The sequence below is a fragment of the Gemmatimonadota bacterium genome, from assembly GCA_016713785.1.
GTDB lineage: Bacteria > Gemmatimonadota > Gemmatimonadetes > Gemmatimonadales > GWC2-71-9 > JADJOM01.
In genome coordinates, this window is the sequence record JADJOM010000002.1 from 435051 (window position 1) to 452454 (window position 17404).

Annotated in this window: 12 protein-coding genes; all 12 read left to right on the plus strand. The window is 74.6% G+C overall.

All coding sequences use genetic code 11. The features are described from left to right. Nucleotides 1-124 precede the first annotated feature (124 nt). Nucleotides 125-3190, plus strand: a complete 3066-nt coding sequence (locus IPJ95_06375; GenBank protein ID MBK7923247.1) for a protein kinase — start codon at nt 125-127, stop codon at nt 3188-3190. 143 nt (nt 3191-3333) lie between these two features. Continuing rightward, the gene (locus tag IPJ95_06380; GenBank protein ID MBK7923248.1) at nt 3334-5817 is read left to right on the plus strand and encodes a PAS domain S-box protein; all 2484 of its coding nucleotides are present in this window, start codon (nt 3334-3336) and stop codon (nt 5815-5817) included. Between the two features lie 149 nt (nt 5818-5966). Next, nucleotides 5967-8153 carry a penicillin acylase family protein gene (locus tag IPJ95_06385; protein MBK7923249.1) on the plus strand — a complete coding sequence of 729 codons (2187 nt, stop codon included), beginning with the start codon at nt 5967-5969 and terminating at the stop codon, nt 8151-8153. A 149-nt stretch (nt 8154-8302) separates the two neighbouring features. Further along, nucleotides 8303-8707, plus strand: coding sequence for a hypothetical protein (locus tag IPJ95_06390; GenBank protein MBK7923250.1), 405 nt, complete (start codon nt 8303-8305; stop codon nt 8705-8707). 111 nt (nt 8708-8818) lie between these two features. Beyond that, nucleotides 8819-9214 (plus strand): hypothetical protein, encoded by a 396-nt coding sequence (locus IPJ95_06395; protein ID MBK7923251.1) that lies wholly within the window; start codon nt 8819-8821, stop codon nt 9212-9214. Nucleotides 9215-9231: 17 nt separating this feature from the next. After that, complete coding sequence (locus IPJ95_06400; GenBank protein MBK7923252.1) at nt 9232-9843, plus strand: GNAT family N-acetyltransferase; 612 nt, start codon at nt 9232-9234, stop codon at nt 9841-9843. 50 nt (nt 9844-9893) lie between these two features. Then, nucleotides 9894-10367, plus strand: a complete 474-nt coding sequence (locus IPJ95_06405; GenBank protein MBK7923253.1) for a hypothetical protein — start codon at nt 9894-9896, stop codon at nt 10365-10367. Between the two features lie 15 nt (nt 10368-10382). After that, complete coding sequence (locus IPJ95_06410) at nt 10383-11159, plus strand: META domain-containing protein (protein MBK7923254.1); 777 nt, start codon at nt 10383-10385, stop codon at nt 11157-11159. Nucleotides 11160-11202: 43 nt separating this feature from the next. Beyond that, on the plus strand, nt 11203-11754 hold the full coding sequence (locus tag IPJ95_06415; protein ID MBK7923255.1) for a GNAT family N-acetyltransferase: 552 nt from the start codon (nt 11203-11205) through the stop codon (nt 11752-11754). A gap of 79 nt (nt 11755-11833) precedes the next feature. Next, nucleotides 11834-12655: a hypothetical protein gene (locus IPJ95_06420; GenBank protein ID MBK7923256.1), complete on the plus strand. Its 822-nt coding sequence runs from the start codon at nt 11834-11836 to the stop codon at nt 12653-12655. Continuing rightward, nucleotides 12652-16545 (plus strand): ATP-binding protein, encoded by a 3894-nt coding sequence (locus IPJ95_06425; GenBank protein ID MBK7923257.1) that lies wholly within the window; start codon nt 12652-12654, stop codon nt 16543-16545. Before IPJ95_06420 ends, IPJ95_06425 begins: the two co-directional genes overlap by 4 nt. Beyond that, the gene (locus IPJ95_06430) at nt 16535-17371 is read left to right on the plus strand and encodes an alpha/beta hydrolase (protein ID MBK7923258.1); all 837 of its coding nucleotides are present in this window, start codon (nt 16535-16537) and stop codon (nt 17369-17371) included. Before IPJ95_06425 ends, IPJ95_06430 begins: the two co-directional genes overlap by 11 nt. The last annotated feature ends 33 nt before the right edge of the window (nt 17372-17404 follow it).

Genomic DNA, 17404 nt, shown 5'->3' on the forward strand with positions numbered 1-17404 from the left:
GGATTCTACCTTCCTCCAACCTCCTCACCCTCACCGGTCCCCGCCCCTGGCTGAGCTTCCCCCCGAGCTGGTTGCCGCGCTCGCCGACCGTTACACCCTCGACCGCCTGCTGGGCCAGGGCGGGATGGCCACCGTGTACCTGGCCACCGACCGCAAGCACGATCGCCCGGTGGCGATCAAGCTGCTGCGGGCGGAGCTCGGCGCCGCGGTGGGGCCGGAGCGCTTCGTGCGCGAGATCGAGATCGCCGCACGGCTGCAGCATCCGCACATCCTGCCGCTGCTCGATTCGGGGTGGGTGGCGGCGGGGGCGGGGCAGGCGGCGCGGCCGTACTACGTGATGCCGTACGTTCCCGGCGAATCGCTGCGGGAGCGGCTGGAGCGGGGCCCGCTGCCGGTGGCGGAGGCGGTGCGGCTGCTGAGCGAGATTGCGGACGCGCTGGCCACCGCCCACGGGCAGGGGGTGGTGCACCGCGACATCAAGCCGGAGAACGTGATGCTCTCCGGGCGCCACGCCCTGGTGATGGACTTCGGCGTGGCGCGCGCGGTGCGCGAGGCGAGCACCAGCGCGCGGCTCACCAGCGTGGGCTTTGCGCTGGGGACGCCGGCGTACATGGCGCCGGAGCAGGCGGCGGGCGATCCGGCGGTGGACCACCGCGCGGACCTCTACGCCCTGGGCATCGTGGCGTTCGAGATGCTCACCGGCCGCTTTCCGTACAAGGCCACGACGCCGCAGCAGATCCTGGCGGCGCACATCACGCAGCCTCCCGAGCCGATCGCCGGCCTGCGCCCCGACCTGCCCCCGGGGCTGGCCGAGGTGGTGATGCGCTGCCTGGCCAAGGAGCCGGCGGCGCGCTGGGCCAGCGCCGAGCAGCTGCGGGACGCGCTGGACCGGCTGGCGCCCGCGGTGGCCACGCCGGCCCATGGCACCCAGCCGGTGCCCGCGGCGGCGGTGCCGGAGGAGACGCACCCGGTGCAGGTGGCGTTGCTGTTCGGGTTCGGCGGCCTGCTGTTCATGGCGGCGGTCACGGCCCTCGTGCTGCGGGTGGGGCTGCCCGACTGGGTGCTCACCGGCACCCAGCTGCTGCTGCTGGCCGGCTTCCCGCTGGCGGTGGGGACGGCGGTGATGGAGCGGCGCCGCGCGGCGGCCCGCGCCACCGGCACCTGGCATGCGAGCGGGGAGACCGGGCTGCAGCGGCTGATGACCTGGCGGCGCACCCGGCAGACCGCGCTGGCCGCGTTCACCGGGCTGGGGCTCGCCGCCGCGGCGTACACCGCCATGCGCCTGCTGGGCATCGGCCCGCTCGGCACCCTGGTGGCGCGCGGGGCGCTGCACGCGCAGGACCGGATCGTGGTGGCCGACTTCACCAGCGCCGGCACCGACAGCACCCTCGGCCCCTCGGTGTCGGAGGCGCTGCGGATCGACCTGAGCCAGACGCCGGTGGTACGGGTGCTCGACGCCACCGAGGTGCGCAACGCGCTGCGCCGCATGGCGCGCCCGGATGGCGGGGCGCGGCTCGACCCGGCCACCGCGCGCGAGCTGGCCCTGCGCGAGGGAGGGAAGGCCTACCTGGTGGGCGAGGTGACGGCCGCGGGGCGGGGCTTCCTGCTCACGGCGCGGCTGCTGGCCACCGACGGCGACGCCGAGCTGGTGGCGCTGCGGGAGACCGCGGCGGACGACACCGAGGTGCTGGCCGCGATGGACCGACTCTCCAAGCGCCTCCGGGAGCGGCTGGGCGAGTCGCTGCGCGACCTCCGCGCCGCCCCGCCGATGGAACAGGTCACCACCTCATCGCTCGAGGCGCTGCGGCTCTACACCGAGGCGCGCGCCCTCATGCGCACCGGGACCCCGCGTCTCGTGGAACAGCAGCTGCTGCGCGCGGTGGCGCTCGACAGCGGCTTCGCCACCGCCTGGCGGGCACTGGGCGTGTTCTACTACAACACCGGCGACCCGCGCAGCAAGCAGCTGCATGCCGCCACCGTGGCGTACCAGCACCGGGAGCGCCTGCCCGATATCGAGCGGCTGCAGACCGAGGCGTACTACCACTGGGCCGTGACCGAGGACATGGTGCAGGCGGAGCGCTCCTACCGGGCGGTCCTGGCGCGCCGCCCCGATGACATCACCAGCATCAACAACCTGTCGCTGGTGTTTGCACGGCGCCGGGAGTGGGCGGCGGCGGAGACGCTGCTGGTGCGCGGCGTGGGGGTGGACAGCACGGTGCGCAGCTTCCAGGTGAACCTGGTGGAGGCCCTCGCCGCCCAGCACAAGGTGGACGAGGCCGACGCCGCCACGGAGCGGATGGCGCGCCTGGTGCCGACCGCCGGGACGGTGATCCCCGGCTACCGCTGGAACGTGCGGGCCATGCGGCGGCAGTGGGACAGCGCGGCGGCGGTGGCGCGCGCCGCGCTGCCGACCCTGACCCAGCCGCGGGACCGTGAGTGGGCATTCGCGGCGCTGTCCGCCTTTGCGGGGATCCGCGGCCAGGTGTCGGAGATGGACCGGCTGATGCGCGCCGCGGCCGCGGAGACGGCCGCTGACCCGAGCAGCCGGCTCAAGGAGGCGGTGTACCAGGCGCAGGCCCGGACCATGTGGGGCGGGTCGGTGAGCGACGGCGTTCGACTGCTCGACCAGGCCTTGGCGCGGGACCCGCTGGCCACCATGCCCGCGCCCGACCGGCCCTATACCATGCTCGTCAGCCAGTACGCGAACTTCGGGCGGGCCGACCGGGCACGGCAGCTGTACACGCAGATGGTGGCCGATTCCGTCATGCCGGCCGGCGGCCGCCAGGCCCAGTACCTGCTCGGCTGGGTGGAGGTCGCCGAGGGTCAGTACGCCCCGGGGCTCGCCCGCATCCGCCTCAACGCCGACTCCGCCTACTGCGCGAACTGCGCTGGGTACGACCTTGGCTGGGCGTACGACCGGGCCGGGGAGCGGGACTCGGTCCTGGCCGTGCTCGAGCGGGTGGTGAACGCCGCCCCCGACTGGGAGCAGTTCTACGACGACGCCATCAACCAGGCCCGCGCCTACCGGCGGATCGGCGAGCTGTACGAGGAGCGGGGCGACCGGGCGAAGGCGCTCGACTACTACGGCCGCCTGCTCGACCAGTGGCGCGAGGCCGACCCGACCCTCGCGCCCGTGATGCGCGAGGTCCGGGGACGGATGGCCCGGCTGGCGGGGGAGGGCGCGCTGTAGGTCTCGCCGGTTCATGAAGGTCTGTCCGTCGGGTGACCGGAAATGGTCACGTATCCTTCATGGCGTGTGCCCACCCACCCGCCCGCATGAGTTTCTGCGCCCGCCGTCGATACTGAGGACGCTGGCTGTACCCCGGAGGCGCCGTGGCACCGGATCACGTCCCAGAACTCGAGCTGCCTGCACCCGCCCTCGGGTCCGCGGTGGTGTGCGACAGCCTGGTCCTTCGCGGCATCCGGGACGCCGTGGTCATGACGGACCTCGCGGGCATCGTCACCTACTGGAATGACGGCGCCACGCGCCTGTTCGGCTGGTCGGCGGCGGAGATGCTGGGGCGGCCGTACGCCGACCGGTATCCGGAGCCCCGGCGCTCCTGGGTGGCGGCCGAGATGGTCAGCCGCACCGCCGGCACCGAGTGGAACGGCGAGTTCGAGGATGTGCGGAAGGACGGATCGGTGGTCTGGATCGAGGCGCGGGTGCGCCGCATCCTCGACGGCCACGGCACGCCGGTGGGGGTGCTGGGACTCTCGTACAACATCACCGACCGCAAGCGGGCGGAGTTCGAGGCGCGCACCCGGGAGGAATTCGAGCGGGCGGTGCTCGATTCCATGTCGAGCCAGGTGGCGGTGCTCGCCTGGGACGGCACCATCCGCACCGTGAACCGTTCGTGGCGGGAGTTCGGCATCGCCAATGCGGCGCCGGGCCGTCCGCCGGCCGTGGCCGGGGTGGGCCTGAACTACCTCGAGGTGTGCCGCTCCAGCCAGGCGGAGGACGCCGCCGCCGGGATCGTGTCCGTGCTGTCCGGCGCGCGGGGCCGGTTCGAGCTCGAGTATCCCTGCCACAGCCCGGCGGAACGGCGCTGGTTCTCCATGCGGGTGACGCCGCTGGGGCCCGCGACCGGCGGCGCGGTGGTGGCGCACGTGGACATCACCCGGCGGAAGCTCGCCGAGGCCATGCTGGTGGCCCAGAACCGGGTGCTGGCCCGGATCGCCACGGGCGACGACCTCACGGGGGTGCTCGAGGGCGTGGTGGCGATGGTGGAGGAGCAGCTCCCCGGGTCGCTCTGCGCGGTGATGGTGCGCGAGCCGGGCCGCGAGGTGCTGCGCTCCGGCGCGGGCCCGAGCCTGCCGGCGGCGTACAACGCCGCGGTGGACGGGGTGCCCATCGGGCCGTCGGTGGGCTCCTGCGGCACCGCCGCGTACCGGCGGGAGCCGGTGCTGGTCACGGACATCGCCACCGACCCGCTGTGGGCGGCGTTCCGCGACGTGGCGCTGCCCCACGGCCTGTGCTCCTGCTTCTCGATGCCGATCCTGGCCGGCGACGCCACGGGAGCCGCCAGCGCGACCGGCGAGCTGCTGGGGACCTTCGCGCTGTACCGGAGGGTGGCGGGGGCGCCGGAGCCGGGATCGGCGGAGGTGCTCCAGGTGGCCGCGCAGCTCGCGGGGGTGGCGATCCAGCGCGACCGGGTGATGTCGGAGCTGCGGGCCAGCGAGGAGCGCCTCCGCCAGGCGCACAAGATGGAAGCGATCGGACAGCTGGCCGGCGGCGTGGCGCATGACTTCAACAACCTGCTCACCGTCATCAACGGCTACGCCGAGATCCTGCGGGCCCAGCTCGCCACGGACAGCGAGGCCGGCGAGTCGGTCCACGCCATCCTCGAGGCGGGGCAGCGGGCCGCGGCGCTGACGGGCCAGCTGCTGGCCTTCAGCCGCAAGGCCATGGTGCAGCCCAGGCTGGTGGACCTGAACGAGGTGGTGGACGCGGCGGCGCGCATGCTGCGGCGGCTGATCGGGGAACAGGTGACGTTCGTCTCGCGGCTGCAGCCGGGCCTCCCCCCCGTGCGGATCGACCCGGGGCAGATCGAGCAGGTGGTGCTGAACCTGGCGGTCAACGCCCGCGACGCGATGCCCGATGGCGGCACCCTGGTGGTGGAGACCTCCGAGCTGCTGGTACCGGCGATGATCACCACCGAGACCGGGGAGTTCCGCGCCGGGCACACCGTGCAGCTGACGGTGTCCGACACCGGGCATGGGATGAGCGAGGAGGTCCGGGCGCGCGTGTTCGAGCCGTTCTTCACCACCAAGGGCGTCGGCAAGGGGACGGGGCTGGGCCTGGCCACGGTGTACGGGATCATCCGGCAGGCCGGGGGCCACGTGGAGGTGAGCAGCGCGCCGGGCCACGGCACCAGCTTCCGGGTCCTGCTGCCGGTGGCCGCCGCCGCGGGCCAGGCCGCCGCCGAGCCGCCGGCGCCGGAGCGGCCCGGGACCGAGACGATCCTCCTGGTGGAGGACGAGGCGGCGGTGCGGCGGCTGGCGCTGGTGGCGCTCGAACGGCGCGGCTACCGGGTGCTGCCGGCGGCCTCGGCCGCGGAGGCCATGGCGCTCGCCACCGGCCACCAGGGCCGGCTGGACCTGCTGCTCACCGACGTGGTGATGCCCGACATGGGCGGCCGGCAGCTTGCCGAGGCGCTCACGTCGCGCCGTCCGGGACTCAAAGTGCTCTTCATGAGCGGCTACACCGACGACACGGTGCTGCGGGATGGCCTGACCAGCCCGGACCAGCTGTTCCTGCAGAAGCCGTTCTCGGTGGCCGCGCTGGGCCGGCGGGTGCGGGAGGTGCTGGACCTGTAGCCGGGGTGGGCGATTCCTGGTGGAGAGCGGGAAGCGGGAAGCGGGAAGCGGCGAAGGGGTGGGCCGCGTCCCGCTTCCCTCTTCCCTTTTCCCCCGTTTCCCTGCCCATTTCCTGAGGTCCCGCCGTCCCCCCTATCCGGTACCTCGCCATGCCCCGTTGCCTCGTCATCGCCGTGCTCCTGCTCGCCGCCTGCGCCACGAAGGCGGCGCCACCCCCGGAGCTGTCCCGCTGGGAGCAGCGGGCGGCCGCGGTGACGATCGTGCGGGATGACTGGGGCATCGCCCACGTGCACGGCACGACCGACGCCGACGCGGTGTTCGGGATGATCTACGCCCAGGCCGAGGACGACTTCAACCGGGTGGAGACCAACTACCTGGTGTCGCTCGGGCGGCTGGCGGAGGCGGAGGGGGAGGGAGAGCTGTACCGGGACCTGCGGCAGCGGCTCTTCATCGACACCACCGACCTGCAGGCCCAGTACGCGTCCAGCCCGGCGTGGCTCCGGGCGCTGATGGATGGCTGGGCCGACGGGCTCAACTACTTCCTCCACACCCACCCGGCGGTGAAGCCCAGGGTGCTCACCCGGTTCGAGCCGTGGATGGCCCTGTCCTTCAGCGAGGGGAGCATCGGCGGCGACATCGAGCGGGTGGACCTCGGGGCGCTGCAGGCGTTCCATGACGGCCCGGCCACGGTCGCCGCGCGCGTCACAGCCGCGCCGGCCGCGCCGCTCCCGGCGTACCTCGAGGCCACCGGATCCAACGGCATCGCGATCGCGCCCGCCAACACCCTCAATGGCCACGCCCTGCTGCTCATCAACCCGCACACCTCGTTCTTCTTCCGTTCCGAGCTGCAGGTGACGAGCGACGAGGGGCTCAACGCCTACGGCGCGGTGACCTGGGGGCAGTTCTTCGTGTACCAGGGCTTCAACGCCTCCGCGGGGTGGATGCACACCTCGAGCGGGGTGGACAACATCGACGAGTACCTGGAGACGGTGACGGTGCGCGGGGACAGCGCCACCTACCGGTACGACGGCGCCGAGCGCCCGCTGGCGCGCCGGGAGATCACGGTGGCCTTCCGCACCGACACCGGCCTGGCCACCCGGCGGTTCACCACCTGGCGCAGCCACCATGGACCGATCGTCCGCGCGGAGGGGGACCGGTGGGTGGCGGTGCGGCTGATGGAGGCGCCGCAGCAGGCGCTCACCCAGTCGTTCTCGCGGACCAAGGCCGCGAACTACGCCCAGTTCCGCGAGGTGATGGGGCTGCACACCAACTCCTCCAACAACACGCTCTTCGCCGATGGCGAGGGCAACATCGCCTACTTCCACGCCAACTTCATCCCGCGGCGCGACCCGCGCTTCGACTGGAACCGGCCGGTGGACGGCAGCGATCCGGCCACCGAGTGGGGCGCGCCGATGGCGCTCGACAGCTCGCCGCTGGTGCACAACCCGCCCAACGGCTGGGTGTACAACAGCAACAACTGGCCCTACTCCGCCGCCGGGCCCGGGCACAGCCCGCGCCGCGCCGACTACCCCGCCTACACCGACCTGGGCCTGGAGAACCCGCGCGGCATCCACGCCATGCAGGTCCTCGGCACCCGCCGGGACTTCACGGTGGACGCGCTGGTGACCGCGGCCTACGACAGCTACCTCCCCGCCTTTGCCGACCTGGTGCCGGCGCTGCTCGACGCGTACGACCACCTCCTGCCCGGCGATTCGCTGCGCCGGGCGCTGGCGGAGCCGGTCGCGGCGCTGCGCGGGTGGGACTACCGCTGGTCGGCGGCGTCGGTCCCCACCACGCTCGCCGTCTCCTGGGGCGACGCGCTGTGGGCGCGGTCGCGGCAGGCCGATCTCGAGGACCTCTCGCTCTACGAGTTCATGGCTCGGCGCACCACCCGCGCCCTGCGGCTGGAGGCGCTGGCGGAGGCGGTGGACCAGCTCACCCGCGACTTCGGCACCTGGCGCACCCCGTGGGGCGAGGTCAACCGGTTCCAGCGGCTCACCGACGACATCGTCCACCCGTTCGACGACGCCGGCCCGAGCCTCCCGGTGCCCTTCACCTCGAGCCGCTGGGGCTCGCTGGCCTCGTTCGGGACCGTGACGCCCGCGGGGACGAAGAAGCGCTACGGCGTGAGCGGCAACAGCTTCGTGGCGGTGGTGGAGTTCGGTGACAGCGTGCGGGCGCGCGCGGTGACCGCCGGCGGCGAGAGCGGGGATCCGGCCTCGCCGCACTTCAACGACCAGGCCGAGCGCTACGCCGCGGGAAACCTGCGCGAGGTGTACTTCTACCCCGACCAGCTGGCGGGCCATACGGAGCGGAGCTACCGGCCGGGGGAGTGAGGGCGGCGGGCGGCGGGCGGGGGCGCCGGGATACGGGAGTGGGGTGCGGCGGATTGGGGCGCGGGGACGCGGTCCCGCCGCGACCGGGCGTTCATCGTCCTGTCAGGCACCCGCGGGTACTATTCCGGCACCCCTGCAAGGAGTGCCGCATGCGTACCGTCACGACGTTCCGAGCCCTCACCGCCGCCCTGCTGCTCGCGGCCTGCGGGGGCGATGGCTCCAACGGCATCGGGCCCGGCAATCAGCTGCAGGTGACCAACGCTGCCGACGACTTCCAGCTCCAGGTCACGAGCATGCACAACGTGACCGAGACCCTTCGGTATGCCTGGACCAACACCGGGGACAGCGCCAGCATCAACCAGGCGACGGTGGTCACCGGCGGCACGGCCACGCTCACGGTGCGCGGCCCCGACAGCACCGTGGTCTACCAGTCGGACCTCACCGGCAACGGCACCTTCCAGAGCACGCTGTCGACCGCCGGGACCTGGTTCATCGAACTGCGCCTGCGCCAGGCCGATGGCGACGTGAACTTCCGGGTGCAGAAGGCGCCGTAGCGGCGGCCCGCGTGCGATCGACATCCGCCACGCGGCGCCGGACCAAGGCGTAGATTCAGGGCGCGGCCCCCGGGGCCGCGCCCCCGGCCATCCCACCCGTCAGGAGGGACCATGCTCCGCCTTGCCGCCATCGCCCTGCTCACCGCCGCCGCGCTGCCGCCGGTGGCCGCCGCGCCCTCCCGGCTCCAGGTACTCCCGGGACCACAGGGCGAGGCCTACGGCTTCACGCTGCGGGCCGACGGCGCTGCCGTCCGCATCGACGGGGGAGGTGTGGTGGCGGCCGGGCACGATTCCACCCTCACGGCACCCATCACCATGGACCTCGATCCCGGCGCCACCGCCACCCTCGAGGGCGACGTGACGCTGCTGGTGCTGCCCGATCGCTCCGGCGCCGGGACGACCACCGAACTGCTCGGCCCCCGGATCCGGGTCGCTCGGGATGCCGAAGGTCGCTACCGGGTGCTCGAGGCGCGCGCGGGGCGCCAGCTCCAGGTGCGCCTGTTCTGAGCGCCCCCGGGCAGGCCATGGACCCGGTCAGCCTCCCCGCCGCGGAGGCGCCTGCGGTCGTCGCCGTGATGTGCAGCGCGTTCGAGGACTATCCCGTGATGCGCTGGTGCCTGGGCGACCCCCCGGACTACGGGGCGCGGCTGCGGGACCTGGTGGGGTTCTTCGTGGCGGCGCGGGTGCTCCGGGGCGAGCCGATGTACGGGCTGCGTGAAGCCGACGGCCAGCTCTCGGGCGCGGCGATCCTCTCCTGGAGCGCCAGCACGGTGGCGCCGCCGGCGCTCGACGCCGCCCGCGAGGCGCTCTGGGCCCGGCTGGGCGCCGAGGCGCGGGCGCGGTACGAGGCGTTCGGCGCGGTGACCCGCGGCTTCGAGGCGCCGGAGCCACACTGGCACCTGAACATGATCGGGGTGCGGCGCGGGCTCGCGGGCGGGGGTCGCGGGCGCCGCCTGCTCGACCGGGTGCACCGCCACGCGGCGGCCGACCCCCGGGCCCGGGGCGTGAGCCTCACCACCGAACTGGCGGGGAACGTGGCCCTCTACGAGCATGTGGGATACTCGGTGACCGGCCGGGCCCGGGTGGCCGACGCCTTCGAGAGCTGGGGGATGTTCCGGGCGACGGTGCACGCGTAGTTTTTCGGCCGCCTTCGCCCCGCGCGCGTACCCCAGCCCTGGAGGGAGCCATGTCCCCGACCCCGTTCGCCGCGACCGCCGTGCTGCTGACCCTGCTGGGCTGTGCCGAGCCACCGGCCCGCCCCGCCGAGGCGCCACGCTCCAACGCTCCCGTCACACCAGCCCCGCCCTCCGCGGGTGCGCCGCCAGGGCCCGCGACGGCCGACGCGCCCGCCCCGGTCGGCCGACCGACCTTCATCAACCGGGTCTGGCAGGTGGCCGATTCCACCGGCACCGCGAGCGGTGACCTCTACGCGTTCCTCGGCGAGGGGACGCTCGTCGTGGCCTCGGCGCGCGGGAAGCCCGCCCTGGGCCGGTGGTCGGGCACGACCGATTCGCTGACGCTGGTGGAGCAGGGGGTGTCGCACCCGGTCGAGGTGCTGGGACTCACGCACACGACCTTCCGCATGCGCAGCCATCATCCCGGAGGCACCGTGGACCTCCTGCTGGTGCCGGCCCCGGGGCGGGCCAGCGCCCCCAACTGACCCGTGAGGAAGCCGATGAGTCGTGCCTGGCGCAGGTGGATCGTCACGGGCCTCCTGGCGCTGCTGCCGGCGGGCTGCGCCCGGCGGGAGGCGCGCCCGGCGGATGGTGGCGTGCTGCAGGGGGCCCTCGCCTTTCCTGCGGGGATCGCGCTCCCCGCGGGCGCCACCATCGAGGTGCGCCTCGACGACGTGTCGCGGCAGGACGCCGCGGCGGCCACCATGGCGGAGACGACCTTCGTCGCGGGAACGACCGTGGGGCCGATTCCCTTCACGCTCCGGTTCCCGGCCGAGTCGATCGTCGAGTCGCGCAGCTACTCGGCCCGGGCCAGTGTCCGCAGCGGAAGCCGGCTCCTGTACACCACCACCGCCGCGTACCGGGTGCTGACCCAGGGCAACCCGGCGCGCGTGGACCTGGCGCTGGTCCGGGTGCCGGAGGCCGCGGGCACGCCGGCCGCGGCGCTGGTCGGGACGGCCTGGCGGCTGGCGGACCTGGCGGGGACGGTGGCGATCAGCGGGACCCACGCCACGCTCGAGTTCCCGCAGGCGGGCCGGGTGATCGGCAGCGGTTCCTGCAACCGCTTCTTCGGCCCCGTGGAGCTGGCGGGGGACACCATCCGCGTGGGCGCGCTGGCGGTCACCCGGAAGGCCTGCGCCGAGCCCGCGATGCGGCAGGAGGCGCGCTACCTCGCCGCGCTCGCCGCGGCGGCACGGCTCACGGTCGACGCCACCGCGCTCCTGCTCTACCCGGGCGACGGGGGCCAGCCGCTCCGCTTCGTGCCGGAGCGGCCGTAACCGCCGGCCGCCGCGCGGCCACCTCCGCACACGCCCCCCCGCCATGGATCCGCTCGCGCTCCCGCCCACCGCCACGCTCCGCCCCCTCATCCCCGCGGACGCTCCCGACCTGCACCGCCTCGTCACCGCCAACCGCGCCCACCTCGACCGGTGGCTGCGCTGGTCGAGCGGGGTGCAGACGCTCGCCGACGCGGCGGCGCTGATCACGCTCTTCGAGGAGAAGCAGCGGGCCGGGGACGGCTTCCACCTCGGCCTCCGGGTGGACGGTGCCCTCGCGGGCGGCTGCGTCTGCTGGTGCATCCATCGCCAGAACCGGCACGCGGAGGTGGGCTACTGGCTGGATGCGGGGCACACCGGCCGCGGGCTGGCCACCCGCATGGCGGCGGCGGTGGTGGGGCAGCTGTTCCAGGTGGAGCGGCTGCACCGGGTCGAGATGCTGTGCGCGGTGGAGAACACGGCCAGCCGGGCCATCCCGGAGCGGCTCGGCTTCCGGCTCGAGGGGATCAAGCGGGAGAGCCACTGGATCACCACCCGGTTCCTCGACCACGCGGTCTACGGCCTGCTCGAGGGCGAGTGGCGCGCCGGGCGTCCCTAGCGCGCGGCGCATGGGGCGGGCAGCTTGCCTTCCCATGGGGCGGCGCGGCCCGCCCGCGGCAGCCGGGGAGGAGGTCGGCATGACACGGATCGTCTGCGTGCACGGCATCGGGCAGGCCTACGAGGCGGCGGAGACACTGCTCGCCACCTGGGCGCCGGCGCTGGCCGGCGGGGTCTCGAACGCCGGCGGACGGCTCGACCCCGCGGAGGTGAGCATGGCGTTCTACGGGGCGCTGTTCCGTCCGGAGGGGGGCAAGGGCGCGGACGGCATCCCCGAGTACGCGCCCGGCGACCTCGAGGACACCCTGGAGCGCGCCCTGCTCGCCGACCTGTACGCGGCGCACGCGCCCGACATGACGGACGGGGCCGCGACCAAGGGGCTCGGCGCGCGCACCCTCGCGGGCATGCTGCAGGTGGTGGCGGCGCTGCCGTTCTTCGGCGGCGTGGCCCAGAAGGTGGTGATCTGGCACCTCAAGCAGGTGGCCCGCTACGTACGCGAGCCGGCGATCCGTCGCGCCGCCCGGCAGGCGGTCCTCGACACGATCCGCCCCGACACCCGCATCCTCGTGGGCCATTCGCTGGGGAGCATCGTGGCGTGGGAGACGCTCTGCGCCCACCCCGGGCTGCCGGTGCGTACCCTCCTCACCCTCGGCTCGCCGCTCGGCGTGCCGGCGCTCCTGCCGCGGCTCGATCCCCCGGTGCGGCAGCCGCCGGGCGAGTGGCCCGGGGGCGTGACCCGCTGGGTGAACATCGCCGACGCGCGCGACGTCGTGGCGCTGGAGAAGCGGCTGGGGCGGGTGTTCGGTGACCGGGTGGAGGACATCCCCGTGCAGAACGGCGCCACGATGCACGACGTGAAGCCGTACCTCACCTCCCGCCAGGCGGGCGAGGTGCTGGCGTGACGCTGTCCGCCGCGGGGCCGCGCCGCCACCTCCTGCTCATCGGGGTGGCGCGCTACGCGGAGGGCTGGGGGGACATCGCCGCGGGGGTGGAGGCGGAGGTCGCGCGGGCGCGCACGCTCTTCCAGGACGAGTTCCGCTACGAAGCGGCCACGCTGGAGCGGGTGGCCGACACCACCCTGGCGGGCGTGCGCAACGGCATCGCGGCGTGGCTCGAGCGGCTGCCGCCCGGCCCCGACGACCTGGTGGCGGTCTACTACACCGGGCACGGCGTGGTGGACCGCTCCGTGTTCCGGCTGGTCACGAGCGAGGTGCCCGCCGCGCGGCCGGCCACGGCGATGGCCGCGGCCGACCTGATCCCGCTGGTGTGGACCGGCGACCGCCACGTCCTGCTCATCCTCGATACCTGCCACGCCGGCGCCGGCACGGCCGAGGCGATGGCGCTGCTGGGCCGCCTGCGTGAAGCCGACGGGGGGGCCGCGCGCGGCTACGGGCTGCACGTGATCGCCGCGGCGCGCAGCATCGAGCTGGCCCGGACCCGCGCCTTCATGGACGCGCTCGACGAGGTGGTGCGGAAGGGCCGCGCCGGCGGGAGCGAGGACGAGTACCTGCGCCCCGACGCGGTGCTGGAGCAGGTGAACGCGCTGCTCGGCACCGCCACCGACGGGGGGCGTCAGCACGCCGAGCTCACCGGCCGCGCCGAGGGACTGTTCCGGTTCTTCCCCAACGCGTGGTGGGACCCGCGCCTGCGGGTCGGCGCCTCCCCCGAGCTGGCGCAGGCGGTGCTCGCGCGGCTGCAGCGGGCCACCCTGGCCAGCCACTGGGGGCCGCGGGCCCGCGGCGTGGCGGCGGCGAGCGAGGGAAGCTGGCTCTTCACCGGGCGGTCCCGCGCCATGCGCCGGCTGCTGGCCTGGCTCGAGGGGCCGGAGGGCGGGGTGGGGCTCATCGTCACCGGGCCGCCCGGCGCGGGGAAGTCGGCGCTGCTGGCCCGGGTGGTGACGCTCGCCGACCCCGTGGTCCGCGAGGAGGCCCGCCGGGCCGGGGCGCTCGAGGGCGTGCCGGCGCAGGAGCTGCCGCGGCTCGGGCTGGTGACGGTCGCGGTGCACGCCCGCCGCAAGGCCGCCGCCGACGTGGCGCTGGAGCTGGCGGTGGCCCTCGGCGCGGACCTGGCCTCGGGCGAGACCGATCCGGAGGTCATGGCGCGCGCGGCCGCGGCGGGCCACGCGGCCCCCGTCACCGTGGTGGTGGACGCGCTCGACGAAGCCCAGCAGCCGGAGCAGCTGGCCACGTTCCTCCGCTCGCTATTGGAGCGCGCGCCCCGGCTGCGGCTGGTCGTCGGGCTGCGGGCGGAGGGGGGCGCCAGCCGGCTGGTGCGCAGCCTGGGTCGCAAGTTCGAACTGCTCGACGTGAGCAGCGCCGAGTACCTCAAGGCCGCCGACATCACCGCCTACGTGGAGCGGAGCCTGCGGGCACCGGAGGGCTCGCCGTACCGCGCCGCGGCGCAGGGGGAGTACGCCCGGAAGGTGGCGCGGGCGGTGGGCCGCCGCGCCGGGGGGTCGTTCCTGGTCGCGTCGATCACCGCGCGGGTGCTCGCCGGCCGCCCCGACGTGCTTCCCACCGCCGACCTCGGCCGCCTCCCCGCCGAGGTGGGTGAGGCGTTCGCGTTCGACCTCCAGCGCTTCTCGCCGGCGGAGCAGCTCGAGGCGGCGGCGGTCTTCGGCGCCCTCGCCTGTGCCCAGGGGCGTGGCCTGCCCCGGGAGCTGTGGCCCGCGTTCGCGGCGGCGATCGGCGGCGTCGCGTTCGACGAGCACGACATCGCGCGGTGGCTGGAGCGCGCCGGCTACTACGTGACCCGCGACGTGGGGCAGGGCGTCGCGGTGTTCCGGCTCTATCACGAGGAGTTCGGGCGGTTCCTGCGCCCGCGGGCGCAGGCGCTGCTGGTGGAGCGGGAGGGCGCCGGCGCCAGCCTCGAGGCGCGGCTGGCCGCGGTGCTCGACGATGCCGTGCCGCGCGAGGCGGCCGGCACCCCCGACTGGGCGGCGGCACCGCCGTACGTGCGCGCGTACCTGGCGCGGCACTACCGGCTCGCCGGCCGCCGCGACGACCTGCTGGCGCTGGTGCAGGCGCCGGCGTGGATCGCGGCGCGGACCACCGGCGGCGATCCCGCGCCGCTGCTGCGGGACCTCGACGTGGCGATCCACGCGGCACGCGAGGCCACGCCCCCCGACGCGGTGGCGATCGCGCGCCTGGCGCTGGCCTATGGCCGGTGGATGACCACCGCGCCGCCCCTGGTGGTGGACGTGCTCGCCGCAGCGGGCCAGCGGGAGCGCGCCGCGCTGATCGCCGACAACATCGCGTACCCGCTCGATCGGTGCCAGGCGTTCTGCTTCCTGGCGGAGCGCAACGCCCTCCCTGACCCGGAGCGCGCCCGGGAGCAGTTCCGCGCGGCGCTCGGCGCGGCGCAGGCGATGCACGATTCCTACCGCGTGGTGACCGGCGCCTGGCTGGTGCGGGTGGCCCGGGCGCTGGGCGATGACCTCACGGCCCGCCGCCTGGCCCGCCAGGCGCTGCGCTGGACCCAGGTGATGGCGAGCGAGGTGCGGGGCACTTCACTCGACATGAGCGACTGGGACCTGGCCGACCGGGAGCTGTTCAGCCGGTCCGCCGTGCGGGCGGCGCTCGCGGGCGCCCCCGCGGCGCCCGGCGGCATGCGCTGGCGTATGATGGAGCTGGACCACGCCATCTTCTGGGCGGCGATGGCGCTGCGGCAGGCCGAGGACGAGGCGGGACTGGCCGAGGTGCGCGCCCTCATGGCCGGGGGCGGGCTTCCCATCGGCAACCTGCGGCTGCAGGCCGCCGCCGTGGCGGGCGATGCCACCTTCCTGGACCAGGTGCTGCCATGGAACGACCCCGAGGGGGCCCGCGCCTCCGCCGGCACCCACCAGGGCAACCTGGCGCTGGCGCTCGCCACCGCGGGGCGCTGCGAGGAGGCGGCGCGGCTGCCGGAGATGGCGCCGGGCGCGCACCAGGAGGTCCGGTCCAACTATCACGACAGCGCCAAGCGGCTGGCGTGGGCGCTCACGCTGTGCGGCCGGCTGGACGAGGCGCTCGCGTTCGTGGAAGGGATGCCGCACCCGGAGGAGCGCTTCCGCGCGCTGCACCGGATCACGGAGGTGCTGCGCGACCGGCAGGACGCCGCGGGGCTCGACCGCGTGGCGACCCTCGCCGAGCGGCTCCTGGCGGAGGAGGAGGCGGTCCGGGCACGGCTCGACACGCCCGCGCGGAGTCCCGCCGCCGCGCCGCGCCGGGGGAAGGCGGCCCGGAAGCGGGCGCCGGTGGCCGGCAGCGACGGGGAGCCGCGCTGGCAGGACTTCACCGTCGCGGATGTCTGGCGGCTGCGCACCTGGGCCGCGTGGATCCTGCAGGCGGCGGGTCGCACGGCGCGCGCGCTGGCGCTGGCCGAGGCGGTCTGCGCCGAGGAGGTGCAGCCCTCGGACGCGACGACGCTGGTGCGCCCCACGCGGGTGACTGAGCGGTCCAAGACCCACGTGGCAGTTCCGGCCGATACTCATCCGGACCGGACGCTATTCCACGAGGTTACGCTGCTGCTCGGTCAAGGCCAATTTCCCGAAGCCCAGCGACGTGCTCGCAAGATTCAAGTGCCGCGATATCGTGTCCGCGCTCACGCCCGAGTGGCCGCATCCCTGAAAAACGTCGATCGGGCGGCGGCACGATCGCTTTGGTTTGCTGCCCTTCTTGAGGCAAGGAGGGTTGGAGAAGCACACGTGTTCAAGGTGCTGAAGCGGGGATACGGACTGCTTTCTTCGTCCGATCGTGTTGAGATCGAAGCGATCGTCAATGCGAGCAAACGAGGCAATGATGATGAGTCCTAGCTGTCCCCGCCGCCGACTGCTCGTCCTCGCCGCCCTCTGGGCGAGCCTCCTCCCCGGCCGTGCCGCGGCGCAGCAGCCGCCGGTCGCGGCGGACGTCACGCCGCGCCACGCCACCTTCACGCTCGAGTCGCGGGCGCTCGGCGAGCGGCGGCGCTACAACGTGTATACCCCGCCGGCCTACGCGACGGGGACGGCCGCCTATCCGGTTCTCTACATGCCCGATGGTGGCATGGCCGAAGACTTCCCGCACGTGGTGAACACCCTCGATTCGCTGATCGGGCTCGGGCGGGTGTCGGCGATGCTGGTGGTCGGCATCGAGAACACCGAGCGGCGGCGTGACCTCACCGGCCCCACGCGGGAGGCGCGGGACCTCGCGATCGCCCCGCGGGTGGGGGGCTCGGCCGCGTTCCGCGGCTTCCTCCGCGAGGAGCTGATGCCGGAGATCCGGCGCCGCTACCGCGTGACCGACGAGACGGCGCTGGTCGGCGAGTCTTTGGCGGGGCTGTTCGTGATCGAGACGCTGCTGGAGGACCCGGCGCTGTTCCGCCGGTACCTGGCCATCGACCCGAGCCTGTGGTGGGGCGCCGAGGCGCTGGCGCGCGGCGCGGCGGCGCGGCTCGGCGGGCTCGACCTCGCGGGGCGCTCGCTCTACCTCACCGCGGCGGGCGTCGACGGCAACGTGGCGAGCGTGGAGCGGCTGGTGGAGGCGCTGCGGTCCGCGGCGCCCGCCGGCTTCACGTGGCACTACGATCCGCGCCCCGCGGAACATCACGCGACCATCTTCCGCGGCACCCTGCCGGAGGGCCTCCTCCGGGTGCTCCCCTAGCGGCGGCGCGGCCCGATGCGGCTCAAGGCGCCC

Bases quoted from the DNA above. Each gene is read 5' to 3' on its own strand.
- IPJ95_06375 (MBK7923247.1), top strand. From the start codon at position 125: ATGGCCACCGTGTACCTGGCCACCGACCGCAAGCACGATCGCCCGGTG.
- IPJ95_06385 (MBK7923249.1), top strand. From the start codon at position 5,967: ATGCCCCGTTGCCTCGTCATCGCCGTGCTCCTGCTCGCCGCCTGCGCC.
- IPJ95_06390 (MBK7923250.1), top strand. From the start codon at position 8,303: ATGCGTACCGTCACGACGTTCCGAGCCCTCACCGCCGCCCTGCTGCTC.
- IPJ95_06395 (MBK7923251.1), top strand. From the start codon at position 8,819: ATGCTCCGCCTTGCCGCCATCGCCCTGCTCACCGCCGCCGCGCTGCCG.
- IPJ95_06400 (MBK7923252.1), top strand. From the start codon at position 9,232: ATGGACCCGGTCAGCCTCCCCGCCGCGGAGGCGCCTGCGGTCGTCGCC.
- IPJ95_06405 (MBK7923253.1), top strand. From the start codon at position 9,894: ATGTCCCCGACCCCGTTCGCCGCGACCGCCGTGCTGCTGACCCTGCTG.
- IPJ95_06410 (MBK7923254.1), top strand. From the start codon at position 10,383: ATGAGTCGTGCCTGGCGCAGGTGGATCGTCACGGGCCTCCTGGCGCTG.
- IPJ95_06415 (MBK7923255.1), top strand. From the start codon at position 11,203: ATGGATCCGCTCGCGCTCCCGCCCACCGCCACGCTCCGCCCCCTCATC.
- IPJ95_06420 (MBK7923256.1), top strand. From the start codon at position 11,834: ATGACACGGATCGTCTGCGTGCACGGCATCGGGCAGGCCTACGAGGCG.
- IPJ95_06430 (MBK7923258.1), top strand. From the start codon at position 16,535: ATGAGTCCTAGCTGTCCCCGCCGCCGACTGCTCGTCCTCGCCGCCCTC.